The organism is Vibrio sp. Y2-5 (assembly GCF_014596725.1).
Lineage (GTDB): Bacteria > Pseudomonadota > Gammaproteobacteria > Enterobacterales > Vibrionaceae > Vibrio.
Genome location: NZ_JACVEG010000009.1, coordinates 137,411 through 156,573, shown reverse-complemented (window position 1 = coordinate 156,573; position 19,163 = coordinate 137,411). Strand labels below are relative to the sequence as shown.

At 41.0% G+C, this 19,163-nt stretch carries 15 protein-coding genes and 1 pseudogene; 10 read left to right on the top strand and 6 right to left on the bottom strand.

The window, feature by feature from the left end:
- The first annotated feature begins 319 nt into the window (after positions 1–319).
- The 3 genes and pseudogenes from HUO09_RS18585 (at position 320) to HUO09_RS22625 (ending at position 3,373) form a co-directional block, all read left to right on the top strand.
- Positions 320–1,009: a response regulator gene (locus HUO09_RS18585; RefSeq protein WP_188234971.1), complete on the top strand. Its 690-nt coding sequence runs from the start codon at positions 320–322 to the stop codon at positions 1,007–1,009.
- Positions 1,010–1,933: 924 nt separating this feature from the next.
- Positions 1,934–2,836, top strand: a pseudogene (locus tag HUO09_RS22630) (PAS domain-containing protein); the annotation flags it as partial.
- Complete coding sequence (locus HUO09_RS22625; RefSeq protein ID WP_373563709.1) at positions 2,819–3,373, top strand: methyl-accepting chemotaxis protein; 555 nt, start codon at positions 2,819–2,821, stop codon at positions 3,371–3,373. The pseudogene HUO09_RS22630 and the gene HUO09_RS22625, both read left to right, overlap by 18 nt.
- 652 nt (positions 3,374–4,025) lie before the next feature.
- Here the strand turns inward: HUO09_RS22625 and HUO09_RS18575 are convergent.
- From HUO09_RS18575 to HUO09_RS18555, 5 genes are read right to left on the bottom strand one after another with little or no spacing between them, the layout of a single operon-like run.
- Positions 4,026–4,727, bottom strand: a complete 702-nt coding sequence (locus HUO09_RS18575) for an ABC transporter ATP-binding protein (protein ID WP_167413610.1) — start codon at positions 4,725–4,727, stop codon at positions 4,026–4,028.
- Positions 4,714–5,559 carry an ABC transporter ATP-binding protein gene (locus HUO09_RS18570; RefSeq protein ID WP_188234970.1) on the bottom strand — a complete coding sequence of 282 codons (846 nt, stop codon included), beginning with the start codon at positions 5,557–5,559 and terminating at the stop codon, positions 4,714–4,716. Before HUO09_RS18570 ends, HUO09_RS18575 begins: the two co-directional genes overlap by 14 nt.
- Positions 5,549–6,385 carry an ABC transporter permease gene (locus HUO09_RS18565; RefSeq protein WP_188234969.1) on the bottom strand — a complete coding sequence of 279 codons (837 nt, stop codon included), beginning with the start codon at positions 6,383–6,385 and terminating at the stop codon, positions 5,549–5,551. Before HUO09_RS18565 ends, HUO09_RS18570 begins: the two co-directional genes overlap by 11 nt.
- Complete coding sequence (locus tag HUO09_RS18560) at positions 6,385–7,440, bottom strand: ABC transporter permease (protein WP_188234968.1); 1,056 nt, start codon at positions 7,438–7,440, stop codon at positions 6,385–6,387. Before HUO09_RS18560 ends, HUO09_RS18565 begins: the two co-directional genes overlap by 1 nt.
- The gene (locus HUO09_RS18555; protein ID WP_188234967.1) at positions 7,440–9,020 is read right to left on the bottom strand and encodes an ABC transporter substrate-binding protein; all 1,581 of its coding nucleotides are present in this window, start codon (positions 9,018–9,020) and stop codon (positions 7,440–7,442) included. Before HUO09_RS18555 ends, HUO09_RS18560 begins: the two co-directional genes overlap by 1 nt.
- A 742-nt stretch (positions 9,021–9,762) precedes the next feature.
- Here HUO09_RS18555 and HUO09_RS18550 point away from each other — a divergent pair.
- Positions 9,763–11,682 carry a bifunctional diguanylate cyclase/phosphodiesterase gene (locus HUO09_RS18550; protein WP_188234966.1) on the top strand — a complete coding sequence of 640 codons (1,920 nt, stop codon included), beginning with the start codon at positions 9,763–9,765 and terminating at the stop codon, positions 11,680–11,682.
- Between the two features lie 317 nt (positions 11,683–11,999).
- The gene (locus HUO09_RS18545) at positions 12,000–12,989 is read left to right on the top strand and encodes a 2-hydroxyacid dehydrogenase (protein ID WP_167411494.1); all 990 of its coding nucleotides are present in this window, start codon (positions 12,000–12,002) and stop codon (positions 12,987–12,989) included.
- Positions 12,990–13,366: 377 nt separating this feature from the next.
- Here HUO09_RS18545 and HUO09_RS18540 read toward each other — a convergent pair whose 3' ends face one another.
- Positions 13,367–14,770, bottom strand: coding sequence for a PLP-dependent aminotransferase family protein (locus tag HUO09_RS18540; RefSeq protein WP_188234965.1), 1,404 nt, complete (start codon positions 14,768–14,770; stop codon positions 13,367–13,369).
- 253 nt (positions 14,771–15,023) lie between these two features.
- Between HUO09_RS18540 and HUO09_RS18535 the strand changes: the two genes are divergently transcribed.
- From HUO09_RS18535 to HUO09_RS18515, 5 genes are read left to right on the top strand one after another with little or no spacing between them, the layout of a single operon-like run.
- On the top strand, positions 15,024–15,506 hold the full coding sequence (locus HUO09_RS18535; protein ID WP_167411492.1) for an MSMEG_0572/Sll0783 family nitrogen starvation response protein: 483 nt from the start codon (positions 15,024–15,026) through the stop codon (positions 15,504–15,506).
- Between the two features lie 18 nt (positions 15,507–15,524).
- Complete coding sequence (locus tag HUO09_RS18530; RefSeq protein WP_188234964.1) at positions 15,525–16,514, top strand: Nit6803 family nitrilase; 990 nt, start codon at positions 15,525–15,527, stop codon at positions 16,512–16,514.
- Positions 16,504–17,628, top strand: coding sequence for an MSMEG_0568 family radical SAM protein (locus HUO09_RS18525; RefSeq protein WP_188234963.1), 1,125 nt, complete (start codon positions 16,504–16,506; stop codon positions 17,626–17,628). The genes HUO09_RS18530 and HUO09_RS18525 overlap by 11 nt, the downstream gene beginning before the upstream one ends.
- Positions 17,618–18,223: an MSMEG_0567/Sll0786 family nitrogen starvation N-acetyltransferase gene (locus tag HUO09_RS18520; protein ID WP_188234962.1), complete on the top strand. Its 606-nt coding sequence runs from the start codon at positions 17,618–17,620 to the stop codon at positions 18,221–18,223. The genes HUO09_RS18525 and HUO09_RS18520 overlap by 11 nt, the downstream gene beginning before the upstream one ends.
- Positions 18,195–19,160 (top strand): sll0787 family AIR synthase-like protein, encoded by a 966-nt coding sequence (locus HUO09_RS18515; protein ID WP_188234961.1) that lies wholly within the window; start codon positions 18,195–18,197, stop codon positions 19,158–19,160. Before HUO09_RS18520 ends, HUO09_RS18515 begins: the two co-directional genes overlap by 29 nt.
- The last annotated feature ends 3 nt before the right edge of the window (positions 19,161–19,163 follow it).

Sequence of the window (19,163 nt, the reverse complement as noted above, 5' to 3'; positions counted from 1 at the left end):
GCTCACGAAGAAATAGCGGCAGCCCTTCGCTCCGCTGGACTGGTTGATTAATATAAAACTAATAGCCAGTAACCCAGTTGCTGGCTATTAGGATTGTATGTTAACTCGTACCGCGAGTTAGTGTGCTTTTCAAACGTTTTAGAATAGATTATTCGTTACATTTATCAACGAATTCATTTATGAAAAATTATATTTGGTTGTTATGTTATATAGCTATTAAATGTTTTTAATTATGACAATATTGGGTTAAAAAATAGAAGTGCTTAGCTCTGGTGAAGTAAATATGTCTCAACTATTTAATCTGCAGAGGTGATAAATTATGAAGTTAATAGATGTCCTAATTATAGATAATGATGTGTGCACAGCAGAAATTCATGCGCAATTTTTAAGACAAACACCTAGGTTCAAACCAGTTGGTATTGCTTCTAATTTAAACATTGCTAGGTCGATGATCCGGATATATAAGCCGAAGCTTATAATTTTAGATTTTAATTTTTCTGATGGGAGTGGAATGGATTTACTTCGAGGTATAATGCTGGATAACAGTGAATTGAAACCGAGTATTATTTTTACTACTTCGTCTTGTCAAATAGATATGGTTACAACTGCGATAAATTTTGGTTGTTTTGATTATCTGTTGAAACCAGTCTCTTTTGAAAGGTTAACAGATACCTTATATCGATATTTAAAATATAACAGTATTATAAATGCTTATGATAATATTAGTCAGTTCAATATAGATAGAATTTTTAATGTATTTTCTAGATATAAGTCGTATAAAATGTTGCCAAAGGGTATTAATGAGATAACTTTAGAAAAAATAAAAAGAGTTTTTAATGAAAGCAATAAGGTAAGTTATACGGCTGATACATTAAGCTCTTACCTAGGGATTAGCAAGACAACGTCTAGACGCTACCTTGAATATTGTTCTGCGAATGGCTTTTTGTATGCTAAAAACTGCCATGGTAATATAGGAAGGCCAGTGACTATATATTGCAAAAATGATTAGTGAAGTTACAGATTAAAAAATATTTGGTTGTATTGCAATAGTTTTAAAGAATAGTTTATATAATTGAATTTTATACTATAGAATCGTAGTGATTATATTTAACCAACAGATTGTAATATGAATTTAAAAAATCTTAATGGTATTTGAGAGCACATATATCTAAATGAAATCGCTAGTAATCTTATTCAAGGTTCAATTAGGGGTACATATTATAAATATCGTGCCTTTGTTACGTAATTCATTGGAACAAAAAAATCGGTCTAATTGGCTACAGTAAATGCTAGTAGTTCCATGTCAAAAATTCATAAAAAACAATTAATTGTCAATAGTCTGAAAGCCCAGAACAAGTGTGGTTCTCTTATATCGTAGATGGATTAAGAAGCCATAAGTAAGTGAAAGTAAGCAGAACAAGCGGGCTAAATTTCGTTGATTCAGCGAGTTAGCCATCTCTACTGAACTGAAGGAAAAAGAATTCTCATGCTGATTAGAGCATTATGAGGGGTTATAGACTCTCGGTTTCGCTTGTCATCTGCCCACACTACACTTGTATCAGTCGAAGGACTAAGCAAGTTGAGGTGTCTATTGAGACTGAATCCAGAGGTGCACCATAGCTCCTATCCATTTATGTTACTTTATGGCGAAGGTGAGAGGAAAGTCGAGAAACAAGGTACTGACGTGGAGCGTAGAGTCTGGAGAAAGTCACATTTAACAGTAGGCACCACTACTCACGAAATCGTCGCAGCAGGACTGAGTTTATTAATGTCTCAGATTAGAAAAGCCTCCTAGCTCGCTGAAGGAAACATGCCTGAGAATAGTCAATAGACCTACAAATAGTGCATGCGATACAAGGATTTGTCACGATACCATATGGCTTAAGCGAACTGTTCTGCTTTTTAATCTCCAGTTTTTCGAAGTATTAACACCATGTTAGAACCTCTTGCCTACACTTTTACTTATATCAAAAATAAATACTTTGGCATTCTACTATGTGCAAGCTGTATAATAATATGTTTATTTTTATTGTTGTTATGTGGAATGCATTCAGCATGTTTTAAGGGGAAGTATATGTTGTTTTTTAGAAAGAAAAAGATTCAAGAACCGATATTGAACCACTCAGATGATGTTTTCAATGCGATCAAGAAAAATATGGCGTGGATAGAGTTCAATATTGACGGGATTATTTTAGATGCAAATGAGATTTTCTTGAGTGTAGTGGGATACTCAATTGATGATATCAAAGGAAAACATCATCGAATGCTATGCCCAGATTCTTACATCAAAACAAACGGATACAAATCATTTTGGGTAGATCTTTCTAAAGGTATAAAAAAAGAAGGAACATTTCAAAGAATTACTAAGCAAGGCCAAACGGTAATTTTGGAAGCAACATATTTTCCAGTTAAAGATCACACAGGCAAGTATAATACGGTTACTAAAATTGCTTCGGACATAACAGACCTTTACTACAAAAACCAAAAAAATGAATCTTTATTCAGTGCATTAGATAGGTCATTGGCCATCATAGAGTTTGATCCTCAAGGCAACATTCAACATGCGAACAGAAATTTCTTAGATGTTATGGGTTACAGTGAACAGCAAATCATTAGCCAACATCACAATATGCTGTGCTTTAATGATTTCTATACTGAAAATCCACATTTTTGGAATGAATTACGGAATGGTGAAATAAAATCTGGCCTGTTTCAACGATGTAGCTCAACAGGTTCAAGTGTATGGCTAGAAGCTACATATAATCCTGTATTTGATGAGTCTGGCAATGTGGTAAAAGTTGTGAAATTCGCAAGTGATATCACAGATAGGGTTAACCGTAACAGAGCAATCGCTGAAGCTTCAGAAGTTGCTTATTCGACATCAGTAGAGACGGCCCAAATAGCTCAAGAAGGCTCTAAATTATTAGCTGAATCAGTCGAGGTTTCTAGACAAATATCTGATAAATCCAATCAAACCGTAAAAAAGGTTGACCTACTCAACAACAGTTCACAGAACATCCAGAAAATGGTAACCACAATTCAGGGGATTGCTGATCAGACTAATCTACTTGCATTAAATGCCGCAATTGAAGCCGCTAGAGCTGGTGAGCACGGAAGAGGTTTTGCAGTGGTAGCAGACGAAGTTCGTCAACTCGCTTCTAGAACTTCATTATCTGCGGATGAGATAGTGAAAATTGTAAATGAGAATCTTGGATTAATATCAGAGGTAACGAGCATGATGTCTGAAGTTTCAACTATATCTGAATATGGTAATAATAAGATAACTGAAGTTTCAACTGTGATGGATGAAATTCACAAAGGTGCTGAAAATGTTTCCAACACAGTCATGAAGCTTTCTGAAAACCAAAACTGAAAGCTAAAGCATGCTCATAATTTGGTATAAATTGAACAGTATCAGAGATGTTGACCATAACTAGGTGGTTTAACATACTACAAGTCATTCGATACATGTAAATTTGAAAAATCACTTGCAGGTTTTTGCACATCTTAGAGTCAGTCAATTCTGGGCTGGCTCGTTCATCCCCATCCCTATTTAGAATAACAGTTTATTAAAAGCATTCTATTGCGCATTTTCCTAAATCAAGTTATCCGAAACTATCAACAGAGGAAAGGTTATTGAGGACTTAGTAGATTGAATAGCTAGCGAGTCAGTAGACACTCGTTAGCCTTTTCCATTACCTGTAGTAATTTGTGATTTGCTAGTTTAAGTAATAACTCTAGCAAGGTTTTGTCCATCAAAGTTTCAACGCGCTCTTGGCTAGCAAGAAAATGCCCCAAACTGATTTGGTAATATGGTGTAGTTTACATTGAAATTCAGTGCTCATTTCCCGGTTAAAAAAGCCAGAAAATACTAGTCTAAAAAAGTGATTTTATATCTGGTTATAAAAGTAATCAAAATTGAAAAAATGTCGGAGAAAAGTTTAGAAAAGCTATATTTATTTTATTTGGAGATTAATAAAAATGGCGGTAAGTAATAATTATCCGCCATTTTCTATTTTGAGTCCTTACGAGTTACTGTCAGATGAATAGTGACGATATTCATCAATACGTCCGGCATTCATCAGAACAGCAGAATCACACATGTAATCAATGGTGTTGGGATCGTGACTCACCAAAATCATCGTCAGTTTATGCTGTTGTTTTAATTCATTCAGTAGGTTGAGAATTTCTGCCTGAACTGACATATCCAGAGCGGATGTTGGTTCGTCCAGCAGCAGCAATTTAGGTTCTAGCAACAAAGCGCGGACAATGGCAACTCGTTGACGTTGACCTCCGGAAAGCTGATGAGGGAAACGATCAATCATGGCGGAGGTTAAGCCAACTTGCTTAAAACCCTGCTCGATACGATCATCAATATCCCTGATTCCTAGCCTTTTCAACGGCTCGGCCAGAGTACGGCGCAGGCGATGTTTTGGGTGCAATGAAGCGTATGGGTCCTGAAATACCATTTGGACTTCACGGCGCAAATCACCTTTAAAGGTTTGTCCCGGTTTGAGATCTCTGTTAAGCATATGAATGTTACCTTGCCAGTGAGGATTAAGCCCGGCAAGTACCCATAGCAGGGAAGATTTACCACAACCAGAAGGACCTACTAAACCAAAACATTCACCCTGATTGACCTTCAGATTAACATCATGAACAACGGTGTTACGCTGATGCCCCTGAACATGTGTGACACTAACATTATTGAGTTCAAGCGCTGTCATAACGTTTCTCCAATGCATCTCGGTTAAGAACAGGAAGAGGTACCCCGCGTTTGTCAAGGTGAGGCTGGCACGACCATAAGGTTTTAGTGTAGGGATGGGTAGCGTTTGAAAGCTCACTGGCTTTTAGTTCATCCAGGACTTTTCCCTGATACATAACTAATACCCGTTCACTGTACTGAGCAACCTGTTGTAAATCGTGACTGATCAGTAAAAGCCCCAAATTGCGTTCTTCTACCAGTGAAAAAATAAGTTCAAGAACTTGATCACGCATAGCATGATCCAGCGCGGACGTTGGTTCATCAGCAATCAGCAATTCCGGGTCGTTGATCAAAGCCATTGCCAGCATGACACGTTGTCCCATACCACCGGATAATTGGTGTGGATACCATTGGCGCAGTGTTGCCGGGTTCGGCAAACCTACGGCGTTTAGCATGTATTCCACTTTTTCGATACGAGCTTTACGACTCATTTTCTGGTGAAGTTTGAGAGGCTCTTCTATTTGCATGCCAATGGTACGGGCTGGATTAAGCGCGTATTTCGGATCCTGAAGAACCATGGATACTTTCTGTCCACGCAATTGGCACCATTGCCTCTGCGAGAGGGAAAGAATCGGAGTCTCTAACAGCTCAAGCTTATCTGCCGAAGCTATGCAGGCATTGGGCAGCAGCCCCATCAGAGTGCGTGCTGTCAGTGATTTCCCCGAACCGGATTCACCCACCAGTGCTACACGTTCACGTCCCATACGAAAGCTGAGATCTTTCACCAGACGCTGACCGTTATCGAGAGAGATATTCAGATTCTCAATGTCAATTAAGGTTTGATTATTTTGCATGACGCGGATCCATTTTGTCTCGTAAACCATCGCCCAGCAGGTTAAATGCCAGGCTCGCGAACAGGATTGCAAAGCCGGGAACTGCAGCTACCCACCACTGATCAAAGATCACTCGGCTTCCGCTGGCAACCATAGAACCCCATTCTGCGGCTGGTGGTTGAATCCCCATTCCCAGAAAGCCAAGACCGGCGGCTGAAAGGATAATTCCTCCTAGGTTTAGAGCGGCACGAACAATGGCACTAGGCAGACACAAAGGTAAAATATGACCGATGATTAAACGCCAGCCACCAATCCCCTGCATTTTCGCTGCTGCAAGATAGTCACTGCGGCGAAGTGCCAAAGTTTCAGTTCTGGCCTGACGAGCAAATGATGGCCAACTGGTGAATGCCAGAGCAAACGCGCCATTCAACAGGCTTGGACCAAGAATTGAAACTAAAGCTAATGCAATGACCAAACTAGGAAGCGACATGACGATATCGGTTAACCTCATGAGTATTCGCTCTGTCCAGCCACCAAAATATCCTGCGCAAATACCAATAAGCAGACCAATTGGAACGGTAATGATGATGACCAGAGAGACAAGTAAAAGTGTCGGGCGAGCACCGTATAGAAGCCGTGCAAATAGGTCGCGACCGAAACGATCGGTACCAAGCAAATGTTCCGTACTTGGTGGGGCAAGGCGTTGGGCGATATTTTGTATGTTCGGGTCGTAATGGGTAAGTAGCGGGGCAAAAAGTGCCACTAATACCAATACAGCAACGAGAAAGAAGCCTAAGTTGAAAGTGTTAAGCCATTTAGGCCACACTTTTTTGTTTATTGTTGTCATTAGCGTGTCCTCGGATCGACCCAACGGGTAAGTGCATCTGCAAGAGAATTGAGTGTGACGAAACAGGTGCCGATCAGTAAGGTTGCCCCTAATACTGCTGCAGTATCTGAAGCAAATAGGGCACTGGTCAGGTAACGCCCTAGACCGGGCCAGGCAAACACGGTTTCTGTTAGTACAGCACCTTCGAGCAAGCTGGTATATGACAGTGCCAAAATGGTAATTAAGGTGCCGAGTACATTTGGAAATATATGTGAGAACAGAATGTGTAAGCGGGTTGCGCCTTTTGCCTGTGCAAGTACAACGTATTCTTTGTTGCTCTCTTCCAGCATCACTGCACGTAGTAATCGCGTAATGGATGCCATAGAGAGTAAAGCGAGTACAGAGACAGGTAACCACAGGTGACCGATAGCATTGAGCATTATTTCCGGGTCACCAGTACGCATCGCGTCAAATAGCACGAATCCACTGTTGTATTCCATCGTATAGGTGTAGATATCATCCAAACGTCCGGGACCAGCAGACCAATGCAGTGTGGCATAGAATAGTAGCAACCCGAGTAAGCCGAGCCAGAACACCGGAACAGAATAACCGAGTAAAGAAATCATTCGGGCAACATGGTCGAGAAGGCTGCCAGGTTTATACACGGCTAATGAAGCAAGAATAATCCCGAAAAATGCACCCAGTATCATAGCAACAGTTGCCAGCTCCACTGTCGCGGGGAATGCTTGTGCTAAATCGCTTACAACTGGTTGCTGTGTAATTTGGGATACGCCTAAATCTCCGTGCAGCATTTGGCTGACGTAATTTAGAAATTGCATCGCTAATGGTTGATCGAGTCCGAGTTGGTGGCGAGCCTGTTGATAGGTTGCTTCACTGGCATGATCACCCACAAGCTGTAATGCCGGATCTATCGGCGCGGCACGAGACAGGATGAAGGTAAAAACCAGCAGTCCGAAAAGGGTAAGTAAAAAGGACAAAAAGCCGCTCATCAAAGGTTGAAGGCGGCTTGTCCAAAATCGGCGCAGAGCGCCGGATGATGGAATAGATTGTGTCATTATTCTGATTTAGTTACGTTTTTGTAGAAGACCATTTCAGGGGTGATACCTTGCACGTAGCCTTGAACGTCATCACGTAGTGCAACAAGCTTTTTGTTCTGAAGACCAATGACAAAAGGTGAGGATTCACGGACTTGGCGTTGCAGAGCCTGATAAGTCTCAGTGCGTTTAACAGCATCTGTTTCTGAACGAGCTTGTAATGTTTGTTTGTTCAGCGCTGGAATATGCCAGTTTGCACGCCATGCTAACGTTTTGCTGCCATTTTCCGGATTGTATGCAAAAGCAGACGCATTGGTATGAGGGTCGAAGTAATCCGGGCCCCATGCGGTTAGAGTTGACTCATATTTATGAGCTTTCACATCGGTTGCAATTTGGCTGCTTACACCAGGGATGAGTTCAACCTCAATTCCCGCTTTGGCAAAGCTTGCCTGCAGTGCCTGAGCAATGTCCAGATATGGTGGCTGATTAGAAACAGCTAACTTAAAATGAGGGTTTTTAATACCAGCATCTTTCAGAATTTGAGCCGCTTTCTGAGGATCGTAGGAATAAGGTTGATCCGTCAGTGCTCCATTAAAGCCAACAGGCAGGAAGTTTTGTTGTACAGCGAATTGCCCATGCATAAGATCTTCCGCGATACCTTTGTAATCAAAAGCATAACGAGCGGCCTGCCAAAACTCAGGCTTTCCAATCGCCGGGTTGTCAGCATTTTCTGCATTGAACATCAGGTAATATAGTGAAGCATACGGCAGATTAAGCGTTTTAATGCCCGGTTTTCTCTGTAGGGAGAAGTATTGGTCTGTGCCTAGGTTACGTACCATATCTGCATCACCTTGCTCTAGAAGAAGCTGGCGTGTTGCGGCATCTGGTACGTTTTTCAGCAGGACATATTTCATGCCTGGCGCACCTGCAGGAGAACTGGTGTTCGCTTCCATCATCAATATCTGATGCGGAAGGTATTTCTTGATTTTAAATGGGCCACTACCTGCCGAATTCATATTCAGCCATGCGTGGCCCAAATCGCCATTTTCTTCATGGGCTGAAACGGTCTTCTCATCAACAATAGATGCCACAGGAGCAGTAAGCAGGCTAAGAACAAATTGCGGGCCTACATCCATATCCCATGCAATTTTGACCTGATTATCTGAAACTTTAGTGATCAGGTTAGTCACATTATCTTTGTTCCAACCTAGCTGAGTAAGAATAAAAGAAGGTGCTAGGTTCAACTTCACTACACGTTCCAGACTGAAGATGACATCTTCTGGGCGGACTGGATTACCGCTGGCAAAAGCTGCACCTTTTTTTAAAGTGAAAGTCAGGCTGTGTTTTTCAGCAGTCCATGATTCCGCTAGCGTAGGTTCAAGCTTGGTTGGATCACTTGGATTAGATTGCAACAGACGTTGGTAAAGGTTGTTAAAGCTTTGTACAGAAGTCAATTCAAAGCCTTGCGCGGGGTCAAGGCTAGTAACGTCTTCCAAAGACTGAGCGACAACTAGTGTATTATTTGGGGTTTTCGCAAAGGACGGCGCTGCGAGACCCAAGCTTGCCATTAAACTGACGGAGATGAGTGTGTTTGATTTCATTATGATTTCATTGAGATGGTTAGAATTATGCAAGTAAACTAACTTACTGATAGTGTGATGACAAGCACGTTATTATGTAATTAATATGAGATTTAGTGCTGACATATATCCAGTTAATCTGTAAAAAATGATGCGAATCATCTAAAACTCCCACTAACTAATGGTTGGCTAGAATGGTTTCAGTTGGCATATTTCTAACTTGGAGTTGCCCATCAATGTATAAGCTTGATTTTAGCTGGCATGAAATGCCGCAAAGTTTGTCAGCTCTTCTATTCATTGTTCCGAAGTAAATGTCAGTTTTCCTTGCTAGAAGTTATTCAAGAAGAGTTTTTGTCACGTCAGGATTCGGCTCGATCTCAATACTCTAATAATAAATGTTGATTTAAGTTTTTAGCTATTGAGAAATAACGGCAACATGGAACTGATAAAAATAGACTTTGTATGGATTAGTTATGGCTAGAAAAAAGGTACAGATTCTGAATTAGTCGTCGCTGCGATCGAAAAGTACTTGAGTCACAACTGCGGTTAAATATCAGTCAAATAATCTCTAGCTATCAACTTAACTAATACAAATATAACGCATAAGATATTGTTATTACTTAATAGAGTGTTACATTAGATACAGTTTATGTATGAGTATTTTTATCCATACATAAACGACATTAGGCTCTACTTGTGAAGCCCAAACCTCATGGATGATGTTTCACGAATTCTTATAACGATGCTTCAGAGAATAACTTCGATGTACAAGTACCAACGTTTGTTGATTTTATCTGCAAATCTTCCTGTCTTACTGGCAATAAACATAGTGATTGCTTTTACTTTAGTAATGACTGATATGTATGGAACCGTTATAGGACAAGAGAAATTAAGTTGGTTAATCTTATTAATTTCAGTTACCGCTTTTAGATATTTTGTTCATTCTTATTTTTCAAATGACAATAAACATAAACTCGATTTGCATTTTGTTGGTGTTGTGATTGCTGGCCTTACTTGGGCTTTTTACCCATATCTATTTCACCAGAGTATGTCGACTAAAGAGACTATGTTGTCATTAATTATATTTTGCGGCATGTCTGGCGGTAGCGTTACCTTGTTGTCCTGTGACCTTCGCTCTGCGATCGCTTATGTTTCACTGACCATTTTCCCATACAGTGTTGTGCTAATTATGTCCGGAGACCCAAGCCTAGAAAGCCTTGGACTTATGGGACTACTCTATGGTGTAGCTCTATGTATAACAGCCGTAAAAAGCTCTCGGATTATATTCTCTCTTATAGACAGTCAGGCAAAAGTAGAAGCAATCGCATCAGATTTAGAAATTGATTCTCACAACAAAGATCAAAAAATATCCATGCTTGAGCAGCGTGACATGTTGACGGGGTTGCTTAACCGAAAGAGTTTCATATCTGCAATAACCCTAATAAAAGCCAAAAACAACCAGCACCGCTCGCTCAATGGATTTGTACATATAGATATAGAAAAACTTCATAATGTTAATCAGAACTATGGTCACCAATACGGTGACCACATTATCACCAAGGTCGGTGAGGTTCTAAAAAACATCGATAAATTTTATGACACTTGCTCAGCCCGATACGGCAATGATGAGTTTACCGTCCACATAAAAGTAAGCACCGAAGAAGAGATTTTAAAATTCATTGCTACAATAAGAAAACAATTAAGTGTTTACTTTCAACTAGATAACATCCGAGTTAAACCTGATTATTATTTTGGTTACTACATTGGAAATGACAGCATTTCGGTCAATCAAGCCATGAGAAATGCTTATCTAGCCGTTACACAGGGAAAGAAAAGCAACACAAGAGTTTGTTGTTACGACACAAAAATTCAAGAAGATCAGCAACGAAATCAATACTTGCGTTATCACTTAAAAGCAGCCATTGGCGCTGAAAACTTTTTCATGAACTTCCAACCTATAGTACGTTGTAGCAATCAAGAAGTTCATTCGTTTGAAGCTCTCGTCCGTTGGGAGCTAGAGAACAAAAATATCTCGCCCGCCGAGTTTATATCAGTAGCAGAAGAACATGGATTGATTGTTGAACTAGGACAGTTAATCTTGAAAATGTCTATTGAGGCATTAGCGGATATGAATAAAACACATCCGTCGATTTCTATCTCGATTAATGTGTCTGTAATTCAGTTGGAAGATGATGATTTTATTAGCTACTTGCAGTTCATTATGAATAAATACTCGGTTAATCCAGCGAACGTTCATTTGGAAATAACTGAAACTGCAATGATTTCAAATATAACCAAGCTCACTAACCGTATTATTCAGGCCAAAGAAGCTGGAGTAATGATTTCTGTCGATGACTTTGGTACGGGCTTTTCATCCATTGCTGTACTTAGAAATCTGAAGATTGATTATATTAAAATTGATAAGTCCTATATTGATAACATTTGTTCTTGTGACAAAGACAAAAGCATTGTTTCTGCTGTTACTAAAATGGCTCACACAATTGGAACAAATGTTGTTGCAGAGGGTATAGAGACTGATGATCAATTAGCATTAATTGGACAAAGTGGTATAGATTTTTATCAGGGATACTTATTTAGCAAACCAGTCTCATTTAAAGAAGCTATCTATATATTGGAACAAGAAAAAAAGAGAAAAAATAAAGAAAAATCGTTTCTCCAATGAAATGTACTTTAGAGGAAAGGCATCCGGCCTAGGTTTTTTCTCTATATTAATGTTGACCAGAGTTTCGGTCTTAGTTGCCTACTGACAAAAACTCCTTATGGTAAATCGAGCTATCTCGACATGGTATTGTGGCAAAAACCTATGATGGGCAATCATGTTTGACGATTTTAAGGGACAGAGTAGAGTAAAAGTGGTTTCGTTTAATGGCTTAGCTATGATATTGATGCGTATAGACTAGGCTTAACTGAAACGTTAAATCAGAAACTTTAACCTCATTCACCATTATGGCTTATGAGAATGAGCTGGAAGGAAACCTTATGATTAATATTGCTTTTTTTAGTACGAAATCTTACGACCAAGTGAGTTTTGAGCAAGTAAAAAACAGTGAAGATATATCCTATCATTTTCATGATTTTTTACTCACCCGAAAAACCGCACAAATTGCACAGGGTTGTGAAGTGGTGTGTGCTTTCGTTAATGACGATTTATCCCGCGAGGTTCTCGAGCAATTGGCGAGTTATGGCGTGAAAATGATTGCCATGCGTTGTGCGGGTTTTAACAACGTCGATATAGAAGCCGCTAAAGAGTTCAATATTGCGGTTGCACGCGTACCAGCCTATTCACCGGAGGCGATCGCTGAACATGCTGTTGGGTTAATGATGACCTTAAACCGACGCTTTCATAAGGCCTATCAACGTACAAGAGAAGCAAATTTTTCGCTAGAAGGTCTCGTCGGTTTTAATTTTCATGGTAGGACAGCGGGCATCATTGGTACTGGGAAAATTGGCTTAGCCACGATAAGAATCTTAAAAGGCCTTGGAATGAATGTGGTGTGCTACGACCCTTTCCCAAGTGAGGTTGCTATAGAACTTGGTGCCAGTTATTGCAGCTTGAATGATTTAATTAAACAGTCTGATGTCATTTCACTTCACTGCCCAATGACACCAGATAATTACCACCTTCTAGATAAAGCAGCCTTTGCTAACATGAAGCGTGGCGTGATGATCATCAATACCAGTCGTGGAGAGCTATTAGATTCCTCTGCGGCAATTGAATCGCTTAAAGAAGGACATATCGGGGCACTTGGTCTTGATGTCTATGAAGCTGAAAAAGATCTATTCTTCCAAGATAAATCGAATGATGTAATCGTGGATGATGTATTCCGTAGGTTGTCAGCCTGCCACAATGTTATTTTCACCGGGCATCAAGCTTTTCTAACCACCGATGCACTAAATAATATTGCGGTAACCACATTAATGAATATTGACGCCTTCATCCATTCAAAACCGAACTCAAATTTTTTGTAGACATGTTTTTTGATGATTCAGGCTCTATATAGCATGTAACTTAAGTGATCCATTACTGTGTGACTCGACCATCGGATAAAAGTGGTGGTCGGTCTGTTCTGGGATATCTGAAGTTATCCGAAGGTTTGATTGAGAGAGACTCCCAACTCACTATTATCCAAAAGCTTTTTACAAGTGGTTGAAGTTTTTGTGTGGTCACCGAACGATTCTGTCGTCCCTTAATTACCAAGCGACTTTGTCATATATTAACTAGCTACTGAATACGTTTACGCCTGTGATCTAAGATGAACTAGGCGTTTAACGCTTTGTTAAGCCTTAATTAAAGTTCCGTTATTCGGTGCTATTTTGTATTGTATGATTATTCCCCAGATCAAGTGTTATAGCGATAAAACGTTCTGCTGGTCTTCATATTGAAGCAGTTTGCTTCTAATCAGTTGAAGGTTCTCTTTCGTATCAATTCTACTTATTGGTCCGCCAACACATACCCGAATCGCTTGAGGAGGGTTATTGTCAGTAGAAAACGCCGTACTGGCTACGGCACTTACGCCTTCTTTACGTAACTCTTCGGCAAAATGAAAACTTTCCTTTATGAAGTTTTTTGGCAAAGTTAGCCAAAAATGAAACGCATTGGGCTCCATATTGACCTGATATTTTTCAAGAATATCGAGAACAATTAGACGTCGAGCGTTGGCTTCCCTTCGGACTGAAATGATCATATGGTCGAGCGTTCCCTGATTAATCCAATTTGAGAGAATTCTATTAATGAGAGGGACCCCCATAACGTTAAGTGAACGCAGAGCACCAATAACTTGCTCTGTTTTACGTTTATTAGGACACAGCATAAAGCCGGCACGAATTCCCGGTCCAAGACATTTAGAAAATCCGCCTAGGTAAAAAGTTAGCTCTGGTGCGAAATGAGCGAGAGGAGGGATATTGATCTCGGAGAGTAAGCCATAACTGTCGTCTTCGATTATTGCGACGTTATAACGCATGGCGACATCACACAGAGCTTCCCTGCGATTCTTATTAATTGTTGTGCAAGTTGGGTTTTGCATTGTAGGGTTTAAATAGAGTGCTGAAACTTTGTGAGTTTTACATGCGTTCTCAAATGAAGTCGCAGTAGGGCCGTTACTATCACGTTCCAGTGCGTGTAGCGTTTTTCCTAATTGTGCAGCTATTGGTTTGATACCAGGATAAGTCAGGCTATCAACACATAGAACCTGGTTATCATCACACAATAATGTGAGCAAAGCGGTTATGGCAGAGTGAACGCCCTGTGTAGTAATAACGCGTTCAAACTGAGCTTCAGGAAGTCGACGTTGAATAAGCGATAATAATGCACGATTAGATTCTTCAGTTCCCCCGTAATTTTGATATCGCATGATTGAATACAAGTCTGTCATCGCGAGGGTGGATAAAGCGACATCCTTAATTTCGTCTATTAATGTAGGAGTCGCAGGCTCAATTACCATATTCATCATTAATTCATAAGGAGCCATCGACTGTTTTATGGCGGGGACTTTACCGCGGATGAAGGTTCCTGCACCTGTAACCGTTTCTATCAACCCCCGTTTTTTGGCTTCTGTATATGCACGGGAAGCCGTGGAGTAGTTAATACCTAATTGGCTTGCCATATCACGCATAGGGGGGATCTGATCATTTGGTTGCAATTTCCCCGATTCAATATCCTGATCGATTAAATCAGCAATCAGTTTATAAACTGGATATTTGCCTTTCTGCTCAATTTTTTGCTTCCATGATTCAATCCGGTCTTTATACATTGCACTTTCCTTGTGAACTATATTGGTGAAACTTGCACCGATAATGTGAATCACTCTTAGTTTCAGCCTGCACTTCTTAAACCTAAATGCGTTCAAAAAATTATTTTATGCAATCTAAAGAGAGCGAGTAGTTACTTTATCGCAAATTGATTGCTTTTTATGATGCAATCATTGGCATCTCCTCTGCAATAGCTAATTCGAAGCTGACGGAATCAGTTTCTTAACTAGATAAAAATATAATGGAGAATAAGTCATGCCTAAAGTAGAAACCCCAATGCATAAAGCTGGTGATTTTTTTGTTGATTACGAAGAAAAGGTATTTGAAGACGTAAAAGCAGAAGCCGGTCAGAAAGCGCTAGTTACATTTCACACTGTTGCATTTGAAGGCTCTATTGGATTAGTCAATATGTTGCAGGCAACACGTCTTCAACGCAAAGGGTTTGAAACATCCATTCTTCTTTATGGCCCGGGCGTTACTCTTGGTCTTCAACGTGGTTTTCCTACGATTGGTGACGAAGCTTTCCCTGGTCATATGAACTATGCGAATCAGTTACAAAAATTCATGGCTGAAGGCGGGAAGGTCTATGCATGCCGATTTGCTCTTCAGGCTCTATATGGTCACGGTGAACCGTCATTAATTGAAGGTATTCGTCCAATTAACCCATTGGATGTTATGGATTTGAAACTGCTTCATATGCGAGATAACGCAGTCATCGTCGATACTTGGACTTTATAAGAACAGGGAGCAGCAGCTATGAGCAAACGGATTGTACGAGCTGCTGCCGTTCAGATATCACCTGATCTTGAGAGTCTGAACGGTACGCTGAAAAAAGTACTAAAAACCATTGATGAAGCCGCTGAACAAGGCGTGGAATTAATCGTTTTTCCGGAAACTTTCTTACCTTATTACCCGTATTTTTCATTTATTGAGCCACCGGTAAAGCAGGGTAAAGCGCATTTAAAACTGTATAAAAATGCGGTGGAAGTACCAAGTGATACTACGGTAGCAGTAGGAAACAAAGCCAAAGAACACGGTATGGTCGTTGTGCTTGGTATTAATGAACGTGACCACGGCTCACTTTATAACACTCAGCTTATTTTTAATGAGTTGGGAGAACTTGTTCTAAAACGACGCAAAATTACACCAACTTATCATGAACGTATGATCTGGGGGCAGGGAGATGCATCAGGATTAAAAGTGGTGGAAACAGGTAAAGGTCGCATTGGCGCTTTAGCATGTTGGGAACACTACAATCCGCTTGCGCGCTATAGCCTGATGACGCAGCACGAACAGATTCATTGTGCACAGTTCCCCGGTTCATTAGTGGGGCCAATTTTTGGTGAGCAGATGGATGTCACCATTCGTCATCATGCTTTGGAATCTGGTTGTTTCGTTGTGAACTCAACAGGGTGGTTAACTGAAGAGCAGATTCAATCTATTACCAGTGATGAACAGATGCAAAAAGCCCTGAGGGACGGATGCAACACCGCCATTATTTCTCCGGAAGGAAAACATCTGGCTCCTCCTTTGACAGAAGGTGAGGGACTTGTTATTGCCGATTTGGATTTCGACTTAATCGATAAGCGCAAACGTATGATGGACTCTGTTGGTCATTATGCGCGTCCTGAGTTACTGAGTCTGGCAATCAATAATGCTCCTGCTACCTACTCGAGAGAAATGGGACCGCATACGGGTAGCGAAGAGGCTTCTGCATACATACCGGAGGAGTTCTATGACGATTAATCATAACGATATAAGTGCCGATGTACTTACCGATATACAGACTCATGGTGTGAAAATTATGACCCCTGACCACGATGTGGTCAGCAGAAAAGGTGGAGCAGGTCCATCTGATCATCAGGCAATGCAGTTCGATGGACGAACATTGATGATCCCAACGTATACCCAAACAGCATGGGAGTCTCAGTACACGCTGCAAGGCAATACTTTGCTGAAAAATGATATTGAGACGGGTGAGATCATTCCTATTACGCAAGTGGGGTTTACACCGAAACCTAACTTTTATGACAGAAGCACAAGTGATGGTGTTCCTTATAGCCATATAGCGACACTGCATAGTAACGATGTATTGGCGACAACGGTCATTCAAACTTGTATTCGTTATGAGAATAAACGTAAGGCCTGTCAGTTCTGCTCCATTGGTCAATCGCTGAATGCGGGTCGAACGATTAATCGCAAAACTCCCGAGCAGTTAGCAGAAGTCGCGAAAGTGGCGGTTGAACTTGATGGCGTTAAACATATCGTTATGACAACGGGAACACCAAACAATAGTGATCGCGGAGCAAGAGTAATGTGTGAAAGTGCAGAAGCGATTAAGCAGGTTGTTGATGTCCCAATTCAGGGGCAGTGCGAACCGCCACAAGATCATTCCTGGTTTCAAAAAATGAAAGATAGTGGAATAGATAGTCTTGGCATGCATCTCGAAGTCGTAACGTCTGACGTGAGAAAAAAAATCACTCCGGGTAAAGCGGAAATTAGCCTTGAAGAGTACATGAGTGCTTTTAAGTCTGCGGTGACCGTTTTTGGTCGAGGTCAGGTAAGCACCTATCTATTGGCAGGATTAGGAGATACCAAAGAAGCTTTATTGGATTTCTGTGATGAGCTTATTGAGATAGGGGTGTATCCGTTCGTTGTTCCTTTTGTTCCTATCAGAGGAACGCCGTTAGAAGACCATCCAAGCCCTTCTTCGGACTTTATGGATAGCTTGCTAAAACCACTGGCATCAAAGCTTGTCGCTGCAGAAATGACGTCGGATAAAACCAAGGCTGGTTGTGTCAAATGTGGTGCCTGTACCTCTTTATCCAAATACGAGGAGAAAGCCGCCAATGATCAATAAAATCAGTCATCACTTTCATATTAAATGGGCGACAACGGATTGGGAGCATGAGCAGGCAAGGCGTATACGCAATGCCGTATTTTGTGAAGAGCAGGAGATATTTAATGGTCACGATATCGATGAAATCGACGGCGTTGCAAAAACGCTGGTGGCTGTCACTCACGTAGCAGGGATGCCTGAAAGGGTGGCTGGAACGGTGCGAATTCATGAGATATCTAACCGCCACTGGTATGGTTCGCGATTAGCGGTAGATAAAAGATTCAGACGCGAAGGTGTGTTGGGCGCAGCATTGATCGAGTTGGCAGTACGAAGCGCAGCAACACTGGGTTGTGATGCGTTTCATGCCACAGTACAGAAAAAGAATGAGCGCTTTTTTGCTAAGTTGCACTGGGATAAAACCAATGACTGTATGGCTTATGGTGTACCTCACGTATCTATGATGGCGGATCTAAACCATTACCTGGCTATGGATGATGCTCCAAATGGTTTCTGGGTAGAAGGACGACAACTCCGCTTGGATATGCGTCTGTTTGAGCAGTGTAACCACTATTGGGTTGGAGATGAAAATGGATTCAGCACTTCAATCATTCACTAAGTTTGTACGCAGCGCATCAGGGCTCAAAGCTAAAAAACGGCTTGGCGATGTTCTGAATCGTTTTGAACGACAGAACCGATGGGGTTTTTCTAACGGGGATGACACCGCCGTTATTCCCAATGGTGATGGTTATGACTTGTTTGCAATGGAAGGATTTATTCCGGAATTTGTTGAACATGATCCATGGTTTGCTGGCTGGTGTTCAGTCATGGTTAATCTGAGTGATATTGCATCTATGGGGGGAGTACCAACTGCCGTAACTAATGCTGTTTGGGCTACGGATGATTTTGCACTTACCGAGCTTCAGCGAGGCATTATTGACGCTGCAAAAGCTTTTGATGTGGATGTGGTTGGTGGGCACACATGTCATAACTCACCTTACAACCAGCTTTCGGTCGCAGTATTAGGTAAAGCGAAAAATTTGATGACCAGTTTTGACGCTCAGGAAGGCGACTATCTTCTATGTGTTATCGATCAACGTGGGGAATACCGAAAGCCATTTCTAAACTGGAATGCAGCAACAAGTGCTAGTGATGGGCGACTTAAAGAGGATATCGCTCTGTTACCAAAAGTTGCCCAAATCCCTCTTGTTACCGGATGCAAAGATATTAGTCAGGGTGGGTTATTGGGTACCACAACCATGTTTATGGATTGCTCAGGTAAAGGCGTTGAAATTGATTTAAACGCAGTCACCTTACCTGAAGGTGTGGATATAGAGCAATGGGTTCTGAGTTTTCCTAGTTTTGGTTATCTAATTACCTGTCAGGAAGCCGCAATACCGTCGATCAAAGCATTATTTGAAGCTCGTGAAATCAACGTTGATGTGATTGGGCGAGTAAACGCTTCTTCAAAAATCACCTTAACCAGAGACGGAGAGTCTGACTGTTACTGGGATTTAGCTGAAGAGCCATTCTGGAATTTAGCACACAAGGAGTGAGTC